Below are 16081 nucleotides of genomic sequence, written 5' to 3' on the forward strand. Positions count from 1 at the left end.
GCTTAAATTCAGTTGAATCGTGGCTCAAGCAGTTTGACTTAACCTAACCTAGTAACTATCTTCGCTGCCTACGGTATGCAGCGCTAAATCGTTATTAGCGCGGTTGAGTCGATCCGCGATCGCGGATCGAAGTTTCAGCGTGATCGATGGCGTAGCCAATACCTCTTGGGCTTGTTCTCGGTAGATAGCACTGGTTACCGGATCAACTTGGTCAATTTTCTGTAAATTTGAAAATACTGTATCCGCAGAAATGGTCATGAGCTTTAACCCTTTCATCAAATATAATTACGATCTTGACTTAAGTATCGAACGGATGGCAATAGGTGAATGATTAAAATAAAACAAAAATTATTCGACACCCAACAAGGAGTTATCGCAACCCTCAACGCCTCACGCCAACGCTTTCAAGCCTGTCGAGAAGCGAATCAAGTGTTGTAAATCGTCTTCAAACCCTTACTGTTCCCTGTTCCCTGTTCCCTGTTCCCTGTTCCCTAATCTCAACCGTTAACTTTAATTGTATCCACCTACTTACATTATGAAATTTCCCTTATCTCGTCAGAAACGGCAGATTATTCAATTTCTCGGTTTATTCTGCTGCTGTTGTATCCTGATTATTAGTTGTGGTGGGCAAAATACACCCACCGATAATGCTGTAAGTTCCGTCACTAGCATCACTAGCCCTGAACGCATCGCTGTGGGTTCTGTTGCCAAACCCCGAACCCTTGATCCGGCTGATGCCTATGAAGTGGCGATTAGCGATATTATTACCAGCTTAGGCGATCGCCTCTATACCTACGAGGGGGATACAGATACGCTTATTCCTCAACTGGCGACAGAACTCCCGCAAGTCAGTGATGATGGGTTAACCTACACGATTCCTGTGCGTCAGGGCGTTACATTCCATGATGGCACACCTTTTAACGCAGACGCCATGGCATTTTCCTTGAGGCGGTTTAGTGAAAACGGGGGTAAACCTTCCGCCCTACTTTCTAACATCATGGAATCCGTAGAAGCCACAGGGGAATACGAACTCACAATTAAGCTAAAAAACGCCTTTGCTCCCTTCCCTTACCTACTAGCCTTTCCTGGATTAAGTGCAGTTTCGCCTCAAGCTTATGAAATTGGGCAAGGCAAATTTAAACCCAATGATTTTGTGGGAACAGGTCCCTATAAACTGGTTTCCTTTGAGCCAAATTTAGTCAAAGTGGATGTATTTGAGGACTATTGGGGAGAAAAACCACCCAATCAAGGCATTGACTTTCAGTTTCTCAGCAGTCCCGCTAACTTGTATAATTCCTTTACCACAGGTGCCGTTGATATTGCCTATCGTGACTTAGGTGCTGATCAAATTCTCAGTCTCAAAGAGGATGCTGAATCGAAAGGGTATCAGGTGCTAGAAAAGCCCAGCAGTCGCGTAGACTACATGGTGCTAAATGTCAAGCAGAAACCCTTAGATCAGGTAGAAGTCCGACAAGCGATCGCGGCGTTAGTGGATCGTCAGTTAATCATTGATCGCGTCTATCGGGGTCAAGCGGAACCCGCTTACAGTATTATACCCGACACTTTTGCCACCAGCAAACCTGTATTTAAGGAACCGTATGGGGATGGTAATGTGGAAAAGGCAAAAGAACTTTTAACCGAGGCAGGGTTTTCTGCTGAAAATCCGTTTGTATTGGAAATTTGGTATAGTTCAGATAGCCCGCAGCGCCAACAAATTGTTACGCTTCTCAAGGAATATGCCGAGCAAAAAATGGAGGGTTTGATGCAAGTTCAACCGCAAGCTGTTGAATCTGCTACCCTCTTTGGTAATATTCCCAAAGGCATTTATCCCAGCTATTTAGTCGCTTGGTTTCCTGATTTTGGCGATGCAGATAATTACATCAGTCCCTTTTTCAGTTGTACGAAAGGATCAGCGGAAACGGGATGTCAGGAAGGGGCGAGTCAAAGCCAAGGTTTCTTCTATTACAGTGAGAAAATGAACCAACTCATTGAGGCTCAACGAAAGGAACAAGATCCCCAGGCGCGACAAGAACTATTTGAGCAAATTCAAGAGCTAATTGCTCAAGATGTACCGTTAGTTCCTTTGTTGCAGAAAAAAGAATTTGCGTTTGCTCAAGACAACTTACAGAACGTAGAAATTAACCCAATTATTGGTGTCTCGTTTTGGCAAGTTGATAAAAGCGCTTAAGCCTGTCATCTTAGCGCCGTGATTTCGACCGGATAAACTGGTTCAGACGGTTATGTGCAGATGTGCATATTATAATTGAGATGGTTTACCAGTGGAATCGGGACAAGGCAACAGCCAATCTTCGTAAACATGGCATCGACTTTGCTGATGCAGTATCTGTTTTCTCGGATGCTCTGGCAATTTCCATTCTAGACGAGCGGTTTGATGAAGAACGATTCGTCACAATTGGGATGGATGCTTTTGGCAGAATATTGGTAGTTGTCTACACGCTGCGGGATGATGAGATTCGGATTATTTCTGCCCGAAAAGCAACTCGGCAAGAACGACAGCAGTATGAGGAGGGATAATCGTCATGGATGCAGAATATGACTTTAGTCAAGGAAAACGGGGTGCGATTGACCCAACATCATTAGGCAAAACCCGCATCACAATCCGGCTAGATAATGAAATTCTCGCGTGGTTTCGTGAGCAAGTTCATAATGCAGGTGGAGGAAACTACCAAACCTTGATTAATGAAGCCTTACGCCAGCATATTCAGCAAAACCGCCAATCTTTGGAGGACACCTTACGCAAAGTTGTGCGTGAAGAACTTGAGCGTATTGAACGTTGATATCAAATCCGCTTAAGAAATCCCCCTTTATCTTTTGGATACCTGTTCCGTTAGTTTAGCACACTAAGTACGGAAGACCCCTACTGTGTAACACAACTACAATTGTGGATTAGATTTGTCAATTTTATGGGCGCAAAGCTTTGCGCCCCTACAGGTTGTGGATGTTGGGTTTAACATGCACCCAACGATAAACCTGTGTTAATCCTACTCGCCATAATTTGAATTCCGATGTCTCGTTCTCGTGCTTTACTCTACTATGTCATCGCCCGGTTGCTTCTGGCACCGTTAATGATGTGGACGATTGTTACTATCGTATTTTTACTCCTCCGCGCTACGCCAGGAGATCCCATTGATGCGGTCATTGGTAATCGTGCGCCTGAAAGTGTAAAAGCCGAATTTCGGGAACGGTTGGGATTAAATCAACCGCTACCCGTACAGTATGTGAATTATTTATCCAGTTTACTCCGCCTGGATTTAGGCAGTTCAATTAGTGACCAAGGACGAGACGTTTTGCAAGTAATTCAGCAGTATTTCCCCGCGACGGCAGAAGTAGCGGTATGTAGTATGATTGTCGCGATAACGGTAGGAATTAGTGTGGGTATTTTTTCCGCCTCTCGTCCGGGTACTGTTTTTGATTTAGGGGGACGACTATTCGGAATTATTACCTACGCCTTACCGATATTTTGGGCAGGAATGATTGTACAATTAATCTTTGCCGTACAGTTAGGATGGTTTCCCCTGGGTGGACGATTTCCGGCATCAGTAACTCCGCCCACAGGATTCACTGGACTGTATACGGTTGATAGTCTGTTGAACGGTAATTTCAACCAATTTTTGACGGCGTTATATTATTTAACTCTACCCTCGTTAACCTTAGGAATTCTCCTAAGTGGAATTTTTGAGCGTATTGTCCGGGTGAATCTCAAGCAAACGCTGAAGGCTGATTATGTGGAAGCCGCACGCGCTAGAGGGATTCAGGAACGGACGATTCTGCTGCATCATGCGTTGAAAAATGCGTTGATTCCGGTGATTACGGTAATGGGACTTACGTTTGCATCGTTGCTAGGGGGTGCGGTGTTAACAGAAGTGACCTTTTCTTGGCCCGGATTAGCCAATCGATTATATGAAGCGATTCAGTTACGAGATTACCCGACGGTGCAGGGAATTATGGTGTTTTTTGGGGGGATTGTGGTGATAGCGAGTATTGCGATTGATATCATCAATGCCTTAATTGACCCCCGTATTCGCTATTGATTGTTCATTGTTTAATAACCCCCGCCACGGCGATTAAAATCGCTGCTACACAAACAAAGCCACGGCGATTGAAATCGCTGCTACACAAACAAAGTCCGCCTGCGCGGACTGGGTTATAACGGGGGTAGCGTTCCCCGGATTTGGTATGACTTTGGCAGGTTGGGTTTTGACTTCGCTCAACCTAAGAGGTTCCAGCTAACGTTTGTTGGGTCTCGTACCTCGACCCAACCTACTTCAATTTATATCTGACTGACTCCAAAACCAGATGGCGAGTTGACTATATTGGCTTAGGAAAGCTAGAGGGATAAGGGAGACAAGGGGGATGGGAAAAAACTTGACGATTGCCAGGTAAGCTAGAGGTAATTGGTGATTTGGCGACTGGAACTCGCGATCGCATGTCTCAGAAAAACGAAACGACTGTATTAGTGTTAGCCTTGCTGATTACCCTCGGTTTAGTCGGGGGCGGAGTTTGGTGGTTTAGCCGTGAGTCTGACTTAATCAACACAAACCGCCAGGTCAATCGTCAATCACCCGAATCATCCCCACAGGCTAAAACCTTTGCCCAAGTGCAAGGTGTACCCGAAGGACTCTTCAGCTATGGAGGTAGCACCACTTGGGCGCCCATCCGTGAAGTCGTAGACCCTGCGATTCAAACCGTGTGGCCCCAATTCCGATTGCGTTACACTGATCCGACAACAGGCGCACCGGGTTCAGGTACAGGGATTAAGATGCTGTTAAATAACCAACTGGCATTTTCCCAATCCTCGCGCCCACTCAAACAAGATGAATATGACCAAGCCCAGCAACGCGGCTTTACTCTCAAAGAAATTCCTGTCGCTATTGATGGTATCGCCGTTGCGGTTAATCCTGACCTGCAAATTCCGGGTTTGACGATTAGTCAGCTAAAAGATATTTATACGGGTAAGATTACCAACTGGAATCAAGTCGGGGGTGCTGATTTACCGATTATCCCTTATTCCAGACGCCCAGAAGAAGGCGGTACAATTGAGTTTTTTGTGGACAATATTTTAGAGGGAGAAGAGTTTGGAACGACTGTTGAGTTTATCCCGACCACGACTCAAGCCCTGAGAGCGTTAGCGGATAATCCTGGCGGCATTTATTACGCCTCTGCACCTGAAGTTGTGCCTCAATGTACAATAAAATCTTTACCGATTGGACGTAAGCCTGATGAACTGGTTTCTCCTTACCAGGAACCTTTTGTGGCGCTTTCCCAATGTCCCGGACAGCGCAATCAGCTTAATAAGCAGGCGTTTCAATCGGGAAGTTATCCGATTACTCGTCGATTATTTGTGATTGTTAAACAAAATGGTCAAGTTGATGAACAAGCTGGAGAAGCGTATGCGCGATTGTTACTTACAAATCAGGGTCAGGACTTAATTAGCCAAGCTGGATTCGTCAGTTTGCGCTGAGTTGAGCAGGGGAAGCAGAGGGAGCAGGGGGAGCAGGGGGAGCAGAGGGAGCAGGGGAAGCAGAGGGAGCAGGGGAAGCAGAGGGAGCAGGGGGAGCAGTGGGAGCAGTGGGAGCAGGGAGAGATGAGGGAGATGAGGGAGCAGGGAGAGATGAGGGAGATGAGGGAGATGAGGGAAATGGGGAAGATGGGGAAGAAGATTCCCAATCGACAATGAACCATGAACCATGAACAATCAACAAATGACAAATGACAAATGACAAATGACAAATGACGAATGACTATTAATTATGTCACAGAAGAATGAAACAGGAACACTTATTGCTGCGCTGGTCATTACAGTTGTTATATTAGCGGGTGGTTTTTGGTGGTTTACCCGTCAATCGGGGATGAATTTAGGAGGATTGATGGGAGGTGAGAATAATTCTACTCAAAATCCATCCCCACCCACTCAACCGACTAATCCGGGAACGCCAGCCGCGAATCCAAATAGTGCTTTTGCACCGCCTCAAGCTGTCCCTAGTGGCACAATTGTTCGGATAGCAGGTTCGACAAGTATGGTGCAAATTAATCAAGCCTTGAAACAAAGTTTTGAACAGCAGTTTCAAGGTACAACGGTGGAAGCCCAAGCTGGGGGTTCAGATCAGGGGATTCGGACACTGTTAACCGGAGGTACAGATATTGCGGCGATTTCTCGTCCTCTGACATCCAAAGAACAGTCCCAAGGCTTAGTGGCTGTACCCGTAACGAAAGATGCGATCGCGATCGTGGTGGGTGGGGAAAATCTCTTTCAACGAGGCTTAACTCAGGCGGAAGTTCAGCAAATTTTTCAGGGACAAATTACCGATTGGTCTCAAGTCGGGGGTGATTCAGCACCGATTCGGGTGATTAATCGCCCCCCAGTTAGCGGAACTCGTCAGGCGTTTCAAGAGTTGGTACTTAATGGGGGGCAATTTGGGACAACACCTAATATTGAGACAATGCAGCAAGATGCAACGACTCCGATTTTGCGACAATTGGGAAGTGATGGAATTAGTTATGCTACGTATGCACAGGTTGCAGATCAACAAACGGTGCGAATTGTACCTGTGGATGGGTTAACTCCAGAAGCGGCGACTTATCCCTATCAACGAGAACTTTATTACGTCTACAAAGAACCTGTAACTCCGCAGGTGCAAGCCTTTCTGGGTTATGTCGGTTCACCCCAAGGACAAAGTGCGATCGCGGCGACTAACCAGTGATACCAAATCCGGGTTAGCCACCCCCTTTATAAGCTAGTCCGCGCAGGCGGACTTTGTTTGTGTAGCTGCGACTTCTAGTCGCCAGGGCAAAAAAGGGGTTTCTTGCCTTATCTTGGTTCTATCCCTTTGATTTGAATACTGCCACTGATTAGAAATTATCTTTGACTGCGCTGACTTTCTCAGATATCTCATTTGGATGGATCAAAGTTATAGGCGTTTCCGATTTCTAGATATTCAGTAATCAACTCCTGTTGGCGATTTATGTCGCTAGTTGAGTGAATTAATCGCTGTAGTTCCAGAAATCGTTCCCATTTTTGTAGTCCTTGTTTTCCGTAGATGCTGCGTACATGAAAATCTTTAATTAACAAATCATTGGGGTCATCTCCAATCGGAGTAACGCCCGGTGTAGCGGTGACAAACCCTTGCTCATCAAAATCTAGGTGGATTCGCTCATAAGGTTCAAACTGAGCGGCGATAATTGGATTATGGGTAGCGACAAAGAACTGTGTGTTTTGGATAATTGAGAGATATTGCTCAATTAGGTCATAAAGCAGATCCGGATATAAACTATTTTCGGGTTCATCAACCAATAGAAAACCTCGTTCTATATGACGTTGGAAGTACAATGTTTTAATATGCCCTAACTTGAATATATAGTTGCGAATCCCACTACTGAGGCTGTTGTAGGGTAAGGCTTGCCCGGAACTTTTAACTTTCACATACGCCTGAAGATTTTCGTTGAGTTGTACAGGAATTTCTGCTTCTTCAATATCGAAGAATAGTCCTGGCTTGTCTAGTATTTGATTCCATAAGTTACCAATTTCTTGGAGAATATCCGGATGATTTTTTTTAAATTCCGCCTCAACCTCTTCAATCGTTTTCTTTTTATTGTCAGGTTTCTTTAAATGAGCTAGGTAATCACTCTCCCGTTTTTTAACCAGATAAATTAATAGTTTCCAAAACTCTCCGGCATTTTCCATAGAGATAAACTGATAAACTGGAAAATTTTGGAATAGCTTTAAAGCTTCGTCAAGTGTTGTTACAGGTAAATCTCCTTTCTGTAAAAGCAATGACCGATCGGCTGGTACATGAATAATTAAATCTTTCTTGTTGGTAAACGAGGGAACGGGCTGGCTGGAAATGTAGTGTTGTCCGCAGAAGTCCGGTGGTACGGTTTTTTGAGTTGGATCAGTGACAAACCGATGCCATTCGTCAGTCTGTTCGACATCAGCATTATAGTAGACTATTGGAGCACCATACCAACCAGAACCGCTATAGGGAGGATGGCAAGCAAAAAAATCTCCAGACGAGGCAGAAAATTTTACAGCAAACAATGGCATATTTTTCAGTGGCTGTGGCTTTTTTTCATGACCATTAAACTTATTTACTGAGTTGATTATTTTCTCCAAAATTGTTGTTTTTCCGGTTCCATTCGTACCAATCAAGCATATTTTATCTAGGGGTTTACCTGTCTTGGGGTTTACCAAATCCAACTGGAAATTATTGAACTGTTGAAAGCCCTTGATGATTATTTTACTTATTTTCATGGACTGGTTCTCAGGTTTAGGTTTGCAGGAATGTATAAAATTTGTCGTCAATCACTACATAAGTGGGTGGACACAATTAAAGTTAACGGTCGAGATTAGGGAACAGGGAACAGGGAACAGGGAACAGTAAGGGTTTGAGTGTGATTTACAAAACTTGATATAGTACCGTTTTCTTTTGTCCGACTACATAATGATCTTATTCAAGCTTGTAGTGACGTGGCATACCTTATTTGATGAATTAACCATTAGCCCCAAAATTGTAGGGGCGCAGGTTGTGCGCGTTCAATGGTAAAATCGATTCCATCATTTTAGCTGTGTCACGCTAGTGGTAAGGGATATCGGCTTTTATGGCGCTAAAGCGCAACTACGAGCGCAACTACGAGCGCAACTACGAACTTTAGGCTAACAATTCATCGACGGCTATGCTAAACCCGGTTAGCACAACCTGGGTACTCACTATGTCACCGGAACGAAATGCTAATGTCTGATTCTGAGTGATCACTAAAATCCAACGAGTCTCCGGAAATACTAACCACACTTCTTCACACCCTGACTCTAAATACTCCGTCGCTTTGGCAAATAAGTCCTCGGCTGTATCTGTCGGTGAGGCAATTTCGGCAATCAGAGGGGGGCTTTGGGGTAATACAGCTACATCACTATATTGATCCAACAATTGGGATGTTAAATAAGATACATCTGGACGACGCCCCTGACGCAATGTGCGACAAGGAAGTTCGACGTAAGGTTCACCGCCTTGTCCCGACTCGCTGATGTAATTTCCCCAGTAACCATCTAACCTCGATTGAATTCGACTATGTTTTATTGTTATTCCCGTTTTTTCAATTAATTGCCCATTTACCCACTCTGTATGATCGGGAGGATTAGCTATAAAGTCGTCTAGAGAAAAATTATCAGTTACATTCGTGGCTATGACCATAGCTATATCCTCAACTCTTTAGTTTTGATACGATAACAAAGCATCGATTAGCTGGATTTTGAACCATCGGAATCAAAATCATAAGATTGCATGGGTAAGCAAATTAAATTATCCCCGTAGGTGCTAATCAATCCCTTCTTACGTAATTTTCCCATTAAGCGAGTTACAGTGACGCGAGTCGCACCAATCGCACTACCAATTTGCCCGTGAGTTAAAGGAAATGGCAAACAGTAACCATCGGGTGTCGGTTCGCCAAATTCTTCAATGATTAGAGTGAGTAATCCGAACAGGCGATCAATAGTTTTGCGTTGTCCTAATGTGCTTAACCATAGGAGTTTACGCTGATGTTGATAGTGGAACGCATTAAAAACCTCACGCCGGAAGTGGGGCCAATTGTCTAGCTCATGCCAATACATCCAGAGAACTGAGGTTTGGTCAATATGAGAGTAGGCGGACAGAGTAAAGGGCGATTGGACGACAATTTCAAACGGTTGACCTGCACTGACAAATCCTAAAAAGGCTTCTTCTAAAATTGGGGGTAATGATCCGTCTGTTGAGTCATGGGAACTCAGTTGAGTGGTACCCATTAGGCGTACTGTGCCTCGCTGCACGAGATACAGCAACCCTGAACGAGTGGGAATTCGCTCATCTTTGCTAAACGTTCGATCGCGGTAGTGTTCCTGCGCCCAATCCAGAATCCGTTGCCAGGTTAAGAATGGTCGGGATGGGTCTGAGGTTGAGGGTTGGAAATTCATAGATCGATTAGGATGGAGATCCCATTTGTCTCTCAGTGTACATGGAGTTTAAAGTAGCTAAAAATACATCTAACTACCGAATTTTTACGGTAAAGTCGTTCAGTAAAGATGTGAGTATAAAATCTCAGTTGCAACGACAGCTTTGGCAGGCAATTGGCAGAATCAACACCTTACCCATAGCGGCTCAGTTTACACCGAATACTGTACCTTTACACCGTATCTCTATTTCTAATTATGTATGCTATCGGTCAGCGATCGCACTTAAGTTATCTTCGGCTTGGCAACAGACTCCCTTAGACATCGCTGATCAGCTTACCGAAGCTTTGCTAACGCTTTCTCAAGAGTCTGCTGACGCGATTGGTATCAATTTTACCGTTGAAGTATTGCCTCCGGGCTGGATTCTTTTGGGACTTGGCGATCGCGCTTTGGCTACTTACTTACAAGAATGCTTTAAAATACCCTATTTTCCATCAGTGTTCCCAAATGACTTAAACGAGAAATTTCACCCAAAAGAAGGAAGAGGAAACCGAGAAAACTCTCAACACAATCAGCCGGATTCTGATCAGCTTTTTCCCATTCAATATGTTCATGCTCGTTGCTGTTCGCTTTTACACTTGGCTGACGAACAGGGATTGATTGAGATCACCGATACAGGAGGGGGGGAAGATGTGGGAGATGGGGAAGATAGGGGAGCTGGGGGAGATGGGGGAGCTGGGGAAGCTGGGGGAGATGGGGGAGATGGGGAAGCTGGGGGAGCTGGGGGAGCTGGGGGAGATGGGGGAGCTGGGGAAGCTGGGGAAGATAAGGAGGAATTGTTTTCAGTCACCACTCACCAATCCCCAATTACGATCATGTCCCCAAATCCAATTCCTTGGCTCCAGGATACAGGAGACTCCGATAGGGAGTCGGTACGCCTACGTACAAACCATCCTGCTGAATGGGATTTGATTGTCCAGCTTTTCGATCTGTTAGATGTGATGAGTGCTTCCGATTGTCAGCGTTGGGTTAAACAAGGATTGGCTGTCAGTGAGGCTTATGAGCAATTTTACAAATCCTGCCGAATTTGGGGAGAGGTGAAGATTCATGATTTGCCCTTGGCTCAGGCGAGATTGGGGTTAATCGGGGTTACGCAGGTGGTGTTGCGATCGCTCCTGGAAAAATTGGGTGTATCTGCTCCTAGAGCGTTGTAGGTGCTGGGGGAGCTGGGGAATCTGGGGGAGCCAATGTAGAGACGTGCCATGGCACGTCTGGGAGCTGGGGGAGATGAAGAATTGGGTATAGGTGAAAGGAAAGGTTTTTTTATTCTAGGAGCATAGAAAAACAACTTTTCTTACGAGGCGTGACATTTTCTACTTATTCCGGTATGATTCTGAATGTGTGAGGAGCGAACCAGCGAGGGAACCGAGACGAAACACGGACAGTCGTCGGTTCCCTTTCTGATCGAGCTAAATTTTATAGAATGAGCGCTTCAAGGGCTGTGGCTACGCCATCTTGTTCAACAGAGGGCGCCACCCACTGCGCGATCGCCTGAACTTCTAGAGGCGCATTGCCCATGGCGACGCCAAACCCGGCATAGTCTAACATTTCGATATCGTTAAAGTTATCGCCAATTGCCATAATATTTTTGGCAGATAGTCCCAGCACGTCTTCGGCTAGGTAGCGCACGGCTTCTCCTTTGTTGACGAGGGGATTGGTTGCTTCAAAGAAGGTGGCGACTGATTTAGTCAGGTAAAGTTCAGCAGGGGTGTACTTCTGACGCAATCGGCTGAATAATTGGTCGATAACCGTTGTATCCTGACAGAGGGCTAATACCTTGGTGGGTTCGTTGGTGAGTACCTGACGCAAGTCACCTACTGATAGGGGTTGAATATCCGCCCGTTGAGCATAGCGCTGGGTTTCGGGGGTCATTTCCCGGACATACAATTGATCATTGATATAGAAATGAACCGAAAGCTGCGATCGCAGCATGTCACTCTCAAAATAATCCAATAATTGTTCAGCCCTAGCACGGGAGACGGATAAATGGCGGTGAATTGTCTCTGTGCCGGGATCTTGAATCCAGGCGCCTTGATACGCCAGAATCGGTAGGGTAGAACCGATATCCCGATGGAAGCGTAAGGCAGAACAGTACATGCGCCCGGTTGCGATCGCCACTTGAATTCCCTTTGCTTGTACCCGACGAATGGCTTGCTTTACAGGTTCTGTAATCGTGTTGGATTCACCCGCGATCGTGCCATCAATATCCAGAACCAGTAATTTAATGTCCAGGCTATATCGCTCTTGAGGCTTTAAGGATTGGGACATTTGTTTTATAGTGTTTATTTATACCGGGCGATACCGGGGAAAACTCGGTAACTCAATTGATGACAATGACTTAATTTTTTTCGGGCGTCGTAGGGGATAAACCACAGGTGAGGGCCAATTGGGTTGGGGGAGAGTCACCTCATTCTCTTCATTCCATTCATCTTCCGATTGTTCAGTCTCTGATGTCTCTGCTGAGGAGAATCCGGATTCATCAACCGTTTCGGCGTCAGTTCCAGCTTCGAGCATCCACGGGTTTGGCTCCTGAGTTAAATCGTATGCCACTTCTGATAATCCTGAAGCTTGCGCCAGGGAGTTCATTTCCGCCAGAAGTTGTCGCTCGGCTTCTAACTCCGCCGCCGTACTGCCTGAAATCGGAGTAACAGTTGAGTCGGTTGGCGTTGTTGATGGGTAAGACTCCGAGGGTTCAGTAACGTCCTCGATATCAGTAGACGTCGCCAATAATGAATCAAGCTGGAGGGGACGATTCCAGAGAGGTTCGGTATCCATTGAGGATTCGTCGGCGAGGAAATCCTGTTGAGCGGACCAAGGTTGGATGGGTTGGGCTTTGGGAACAACACCGCCTGCATCTCGTTTTGGGCGGCTAGGTTGGGCTTCACTTATCTGACGATTCGGCATTTCCAGACATTTTTCCAGGGCGACTTTGAATTGTAAGGTTTGCTGTTGTTGTCGGTGTAAGCGGGTTTTCAGTTCTCGACAGGTATTGGCAGATTGCACTAATTGATGGGATTGTTCGTTATTCCGTTGCTGGGTGAGGGCGCATTCCCGTTCTAGTTGGGCGACTCGTTCTTGAGAGCTTTGTAATTGCTCGGATAAGGTTTCAATCAGAATTTGCTGACGAGTGGCGGCTTGATGGGAGGATTCTAGAGTATGGAAGAGACGAGTTAATTGCTCTTGCAGCGTGTTAAGTTCCTCGCCTTGGCGGACAATCAGACTATCCTGCTCTTGCGATCGCACCATCTCGGCGTTTAAGGCATCCTGTTTTTCACTCAGGGCGTTCTGTAGTTGGGCAATTTGTTCCAGCAAGCGGCGATTGCGCTGGCGCATTTTTTGGGCAAGGGCAAACCAATCGGCGTCTTTGTTGCGAGATTCTGCCAGGGTGGGGAGTGATTCAGGATAGCTTGTTTCTGCCTCAACATTGAGTGTGGAGTCTGACTCGACGGTTTGGTCGATTTCCACATCCGGCTGGGGTTCATCCTCATTCATGTCAGCTATCTGAAACAGGTTGATCAGCGTCTGAGATGCAGGATTCTCTTGCTCATCGGGGTTGGGTTCAGCACTCTCATCTGTCCATTCACTGGACTCCGGGAGAGGCTCTTTATTGGGGGTGTCAGAATCACTCATAGCTCTTCATCCAGAGGGTCACAAATCAACCTAATTATGAATTAGGGGTTATAAATTTTAAGTTGTTATTGATATAAACCAGTATCTTGTGTTTTAAGTCTAGGTATAGATCGGAGTCAGGGTGAGTTAATATTCCCTTGTTTGTGACTCCTTTCCAAAGTAAGGCATAAAACTCGCCAGATTACAAATTGTGCTGGGAGAATTTAAGAACCGCCGAAGACGAGTGATAAGAGCATCGGCATAAATTCCCTCCGCTCCTCCGCTCCTCCGCCTTCTTCATCACTCCTTGACGAGGATATCGACCAACAAAGCTTGATGCATCAACGCCCGATCCATTAAGGATTGGATTTGATCGCGGCTGTTGGGATTACCATTGGCATAGTAATCGATCCAGGTATGCGCGATCGCGTTTGGGTCATCGGGTATATCGGTTAACGTCCATCCCGGCAAGTCGAGTTCTGCCATGAGGGAATCAACCTTCGGATCATAGCTTAGGGCAAAACAGCGACAGTCGTGGGCTGCTGCCATAATCAGACTGTGGTAGCGCATCCCAATTGCCATTTCTACTCCCCGAAACAATCCTTTTAATTGTTGGGGTTCATCGAGCTGAAAAATCTGATGGGTATCCGGAAGCTGGGAGGCAATGGATTGGGCGATGCTCAGATCTTGAGATGCCTGAAATGGCACAAGTAGTATACAGGTTTTGGTGGCTCTTTGAAAGGCGATCAGAGCCTGGGTAAGGTTGGCGAGACGCTCTTGGGTAAGATGGGGGTGCGATCGCAAGGTGACGGCGACTCTCGGTGCCGGCAAATCCCATAAGCCGGGGACTGGGATTGAGTCTAATGCCCAAACTGGATCAGGGGCAACCTGAAACGGAACTTGCCAATCAGCTAGGAGGGCGGCTGAGGCGCGATCGCGGACACTGACGCCTGTACACCCCTGAAAACATTGTCGTGCCATCCAGCGCGTTAGAGGACGCTGCAAGGGACCAATTCCCTGCGCCCAGGCAATGGTTTTTAAGCCCTGCTGTTGAGCTAATCCCATTAAACCACTGTAGTACACTGGACTCATGGCACTGGTGGCATCTTGGATTAAACTGCCACCTCCCCAGATAAAACTATCGGCTTGGTTAAAGGCTTGCAAGACGCGGAACGCCGAGGTGCGATCGCAGGTTTCTACCCCATAGCGTTTACGTGTTTGGTTCGGATTACCTGAAAGCACCAGTGGTGTTATCGATTTAGGCAGCATTTGTAGCAACGACGCCAGTAACGCCTCATCACCCCCATTGCCTTTGCCATAATATCCGCATACTATTGCCCGTTTCTGCCCCATGCCCTGATTTGTGATCGGTGTTTGGTATCAGTTTAGGACAATCCGCGATCGCTGTGTCAAAGGCAGATCGCAGACGGTTCTCAGAAAAATCCTTGTCCTGTGAGCATCTTGCTCACTACCTATACTCAATTTAAATGCATGACAGCGTATAGAGTGATCCATGAATCCTAACTTAATCCTGCCCGTTGGTACACAAATTGTCAGTCGTGTCGAGGTAAAAAATTCTGCCAATGAACCCTTATGTGTAAGCGGTGCTGTTGGTGTTATCGTCAAATCGCCAACTGATAATTCCCATGCGTATCGTATCCGTTTACCGAACAACGTTGAAATCACCCTAAATCGACAGGAATTTAGTATCCGTAAACATTTTCAAAGCGAAGGATTACAGCAAGCCGCCGATAGCCTGAGTGATTACAATTTATATGAGTATGTCATCTATCGTTGTATTGTCGGGTCTAGGGCGTTTGGGTTAGATCAGGAAACCTCAGATATTGACCGTCGCGGGATTTACTTACCCCCGGCTGAGATTCACTGGTCACTTTACGGCATTCCCGAACAATTAGAAAATCAGGAAAACCAGGAATGTTATTGGGAACTCCAAAAGTTTTTAATCTTAGCGCTTAAAGCCAATCCCAATGTTTTAGAATGCTTGTATACACCCTTAATCGAGACAGCCACCCCCATCGCCAAAGATCTGCTAGATCAGCGAGAAATGTTTCTCTCGAAATTAGTCTATCAAACCTACAACGGTTATGTCATGTCCCAATTCAAAAAAATGGAGCAAGATCTCCGCACCAAAGGAAAAATTCGCTTAAAACACGCCATGCATCTGATCCGGTTGTTATTATCAGGGATTACCATCCTCAAAGACGGCTTTGTTCCGGTTAAAGTTGAGGACTATCGACAACAATTGCTAGCGATTCGCCAGGGAGACATGGCATGGGAGGAAGTAAACGCTTGGCGGTTAGCGTTGCATCATCAGTTTGATCAAGCATTGAGAAAAACATCATTACCCGAACGTCCGGATTATGAAAAAGCCAACACCTTCTTAATAAAAGCACGGCGGAGCCGCTCGTAGTTGCGCTTGTAGAGACGTAGCATGCTACGTCTCTACACCACTAA

Annotated in this window: 16 protein-coding genes; 9 read left to right on the forward strand and 7 right to left on the reverse strand. The window is 46.0% G+C overall.

Annotated features, from left to right (window positions below; genetic code table 11):
- Positions 1 to 48: 48 nt before the first annotated feature.
- Positions 49 to 258, reverse strand: a complete 210-nt coding sequence (locus RIC07_RS06625) for a hypothetical protein (protein ID WP_044210115.1) — start codon at positions 256 to 258, stop codon at positions 49 to 51.
- 277 nt (positions 259 to 535) lie between these two features.
- On the opposite strand from RIC07_RS06625, the gene RIC07_RS06630 reads away from it, so the two are divergent.
- The 7 genes from RIC07_RS06630 to RIC07_RS06660 all read left to right on the forward strand — a co-directional run bounded on the left by RIC07_RS06630 (position 536) and on the right by RIC07_RS06660 (position 6722).
- Positions 536 to 2188, forward strand: a complete 1653-nt coding sequence (locus RIC07_RS06630; RefSeq protein WP_446393832.1) for an ABC transporter substrate-binding protein — start codon at positions 536 to 538, stop codon at positions 2186 to 2188.
- Positions 2189 to 2268: 80 nt separating this feature from the next.
- Positions 2269 to 2535, forward strand: a complete 267-nt coding sequence (locus tag RIC07_RS06635) for a BrnT family toxin (RefSeq protein WP_446393869.1) — start codon at positions 2269 to 2271, stop codon at positions 2533 to 2535.
- A gap of 5 nt (positions 2536 to 2540) precedes the next feature.
- Complete coding sequence (locus RIC07_RS06640; RefSeq protein WP_446393833.1) at positions 2541 to 2798, forward strand: BrnA antitoxin family protein; 258 nt, start codon at positions 2541 to 2543, stop codon at positions 2796 to 2798.
- A 228-nt stretch (positions 2799 to 3026) separates the two neighbouring features.
- Positions 3027 to 4052 carry an ABC transporter permease gene (locus RIC07_RS06645; protein WP_446393834.1) on the forward strand — a complete coding sequence of 342 codons (1026 nt, stop codon included), beginning with the start codon at positions 3027 to 3029 and terminating at the stop codon, positions 4050 to 4052.
- Positions 4053 to 4447: 395 nt separating this feature from the next.
- Positions 4448 to 5482 carry a PstS family phosphate ABC transporter substrate-binding protein gene (locus RIC07_RS06650; protein ID WP_446393870.1) on the forward strand — a complete coding sequence of 345 codons (1035 nt, stop codon included), beginning with the start codon at positions 4448 to 4450 and terminating at the stop codon, positions 5480 to 5482.
- A gap of 98 nt (positions 5483 to 5580) precedes the next feature.
- Positions 5581 to 5712: a hypothetical protein gene (locus RIC07_RS06655; RefSeq protein ID WP_446393835.1), complete on the forward strand. Its 132-nt coding sequence runs from the start codon at positions 5581 to 5583 to the stop codon at positions 5710 to 5712.
- 59 nt (positions 5713 to 5771) lie between these two features.
- Entirely contained in the window at positions 5772 to 6722 is a 951-nt protein-coding gene (locus tag RIC07_RS06660; protein ID WP_446393836.1) for a phosphate ABC transporter substrate-binding protein, read from the forward strand.
- 188 nt (positions 6723 to 6910) lie between these two features.
- On the opposite strand, the gene RIC07_RS06665 is transcribed toward RIC07_RS06660, so the two are convergent.
- The 3 genes from RIC07_RS06665 to RIC07_RS06675 all read right to left on the reverse strand — a co-directional run bounded on the left by RIC07_RS06665 (position 6911) and on the right by RIC07_RS06675 (position 9961).
- Positions 6911 to 8269, reverse strand: coding sequence for an AAA family ATPase (locus tag RIC07_RS06665; protein ID WP_446393837.1), 1359 nt, complete (start codon positions 8267 to 8269; stop codon positions 6911 to 6913).
- Positions 8270 to 8666: 397 nt separating this feature from the next.
- Positions 8667 to 9206, reverse strand: a complete 540-nt coding sequence (locus RIC07_RS06670) for a Uma2 family endonuclease (RefSeq protein WP_446393838.1) — start codon at positions 9204 to 9206, stop codon at positions 8667 to 8669.
- A 47-nt stretch (positions 9207 to 9253) separates the two neighbouring features.
- Positions 9254 to 9961, reverse strand: a complete 708-nt coding sequence (locus RIC07_RS06675; protein WP_446375952.1) for a Crp/Fnr family transcriptional regulator — start codon at positions 9959 to 9961, stop codon at positions 9254 to 9256.
- Positions 9962 to 10071: 110 nt separating this feature from the next.
- Between RIC07_RS06675 and RIC07_RS06680 the strand changes: the two genes are divergently transcribed.
- Positions 10072 to 11151 carry a DALR anticodon-binding domain-containing protein gene (locus RIC07_RS06680; protein ID WP_446393839.1) on the forward strand — a complete coding sequence of 360 codons (1080 nt, stop codon included), beginning with the start codon at positions 10072 to 10074 and terminating at the stop codon, positions 11149 to 11151.
- Between the two features lie 262 nt (positions 11152 to 11413).
- Here the strand turns inward: RIC07_RS06680 and RIC07_RS06685 are convergent, their stop codons facing one another.
- The 3 genes from RIC07_RS06685 to csaB all read right to left on the reverse strand — a co-directional run bounded on the left by RIC07_RS06685 (position 11414) and on the right by csaB (position 14959).
- Entirely contained in the window at positions 11414 to 12265 is an 852-nt protein-coding gene (locus RIC07_RS06685) for a Cof-type HAD-IIB family hydrolase (protein WP_446393840.1), read from the reverse strand.
- Positions 12266 to 12283: 18 nt separating this feature from the next.
- Positions 12284 to 13627, reverse strand: coding sequence for a hypothetical protein (locus RIC07_RS06690; protein WP_446393841.1), 1344 nt, complete (start codon positions 13625 to 13627; stop codon positions 12284 to 12286).
- 279 nt (positions 13628 to 13906) lie between these two features.
- Positions 13907 to 14959, reverse strand: coding sequence for a polysaccharide pyruvyl transferase CsaB (gene csaB / locus RIC07_RS06695; RefSeq protein WP_446393842.1), 1053 nt, complete (start codon positions 14957 to 14959; stop codon positions 13907 to 13909).
- Positions 14960 to 15119: 160 nt separating this feature from the next.
- Here csaB and RIC07_RS06700 point away from each other — a divergent pair, with 160 nt between their 5' ends.
- Positions 15120 to 16037, forward strand: coding sequence for a nucleotidyltransferase domain-containing protein (locus RIC07_RS06700; protein WP_446393843.1), 918 nt, complete (start codon positions 15120 to 15122; stop codon positions 16035 to 16037).
- Positions 16038 to 16081: the final 44 nt, after the last annotated feature.

Source organism: Coleofasciculus sp. E1-EBD-02 (genome assembly GCF_040218245.1).
Lineage (GTDB): Bacteria > Cyanobacteriota > Cyanobacteriia > Cyanobacteriales > Coleofasciculaceae > Coleofasciculus.

Bases quoted from the DNA above. Each gene is read 5' to 3' on its own strand.
- RIC07_RS06625 (WP_044210115.1), bottom strand. From the start codon at position 258: ATGACCATTTCTGCGGATACAGTATTTTCAAATTTACAGAAAATTGAC.
- RIC07_RS06630 (WP_446393832.1), top strand. From the start codon at position 536: ATGAAATTTCCCTTATCTCGTCAGAAACGGCAGATTATTCAATTTCTC.
- RIC07_RS06635 (WP_446393869.1), top strand. From the start codon at position 2,269: ATGGTTTACCAGTGGAATCGGGACAAGGCAACAGCCAATCTTCGTAAA.
- RIC07_RS06640 (WP_446393833.1), top strand. From the start codon at position 2,541: ATGGATGCAGAATATGACTTTAGTCAAGGAAAACGGGGTGCGATTGAC.
- RIC07_RS06645 (WP_446393834.1), top strand. From the start codon at position 3,027: ATGTCTCGTTCTCGTGCTTTACTCTACTATGTCATCGCCCGGTTGCTT.
- RIC07_RS06650 (WP_446393870.1), top strand. From the start codon at position 4,448: ATGTCTCAGAAAAACGAAACGACTGTATTAGTGTTAGCCTTGCTGATT.
- RIC07_RS06660 (WP_446393836.1), top strand. From the start codon at position 5,772: ATGTCACAGAAGAATGAAACAGGAACACTTATTGCTGCGCTGGTCATT.
- RIC07_RS06665 (WP_446393837.1), bottom strand. From the start codon at position 8,269: ATGAAAATAAGTAAAATAATCATCAAGGGCTTTCAACAGTTCAATAAT.
- RIC07_RS06670 (WP_446393838.1), bottom strand. From the start codon at position 9,206: ATGGTCATAGCCACGAATGTAACTGATAATTTTTCTCTAGACGACTTT.
- RIC07_RS06675 (WP_446375952.1), bottom strand. From the start codon at position 9,961: ATGAATTTCCAACCCTCAACCTCAGACCCATCCCGACCATTCTTAACC.
- RIC07_RS06685 (WP_446393840.1), bottom strand. From the start codon at position 12,265: ATGTCCCAATCCTTAAAGCCTCAAGAGCGATATAGCCTGGACATTAAA.
- RIC07_RS06690 (WP_446393841.1), bottom strand. From the start codon at position 13,627: ATGAGTGATTCTGACACCCCCAATAAAGAGCCTCTCCCGGAGTCCAGT.
- csaB (WP_446393842.1), bottom strand. From the start codon at position 14,959: ATGGGGCAGAAACGGGCAATAGTATGCGGATATTATGGCAAAGGCAAT.
- RIC07_RS06700 (WP_446393843.1), top strand. From the start codon at position 15,120: ATGAATCCTAACTTAATCCTGCCCGTTGGTACACAAATTGTCAGTCGT.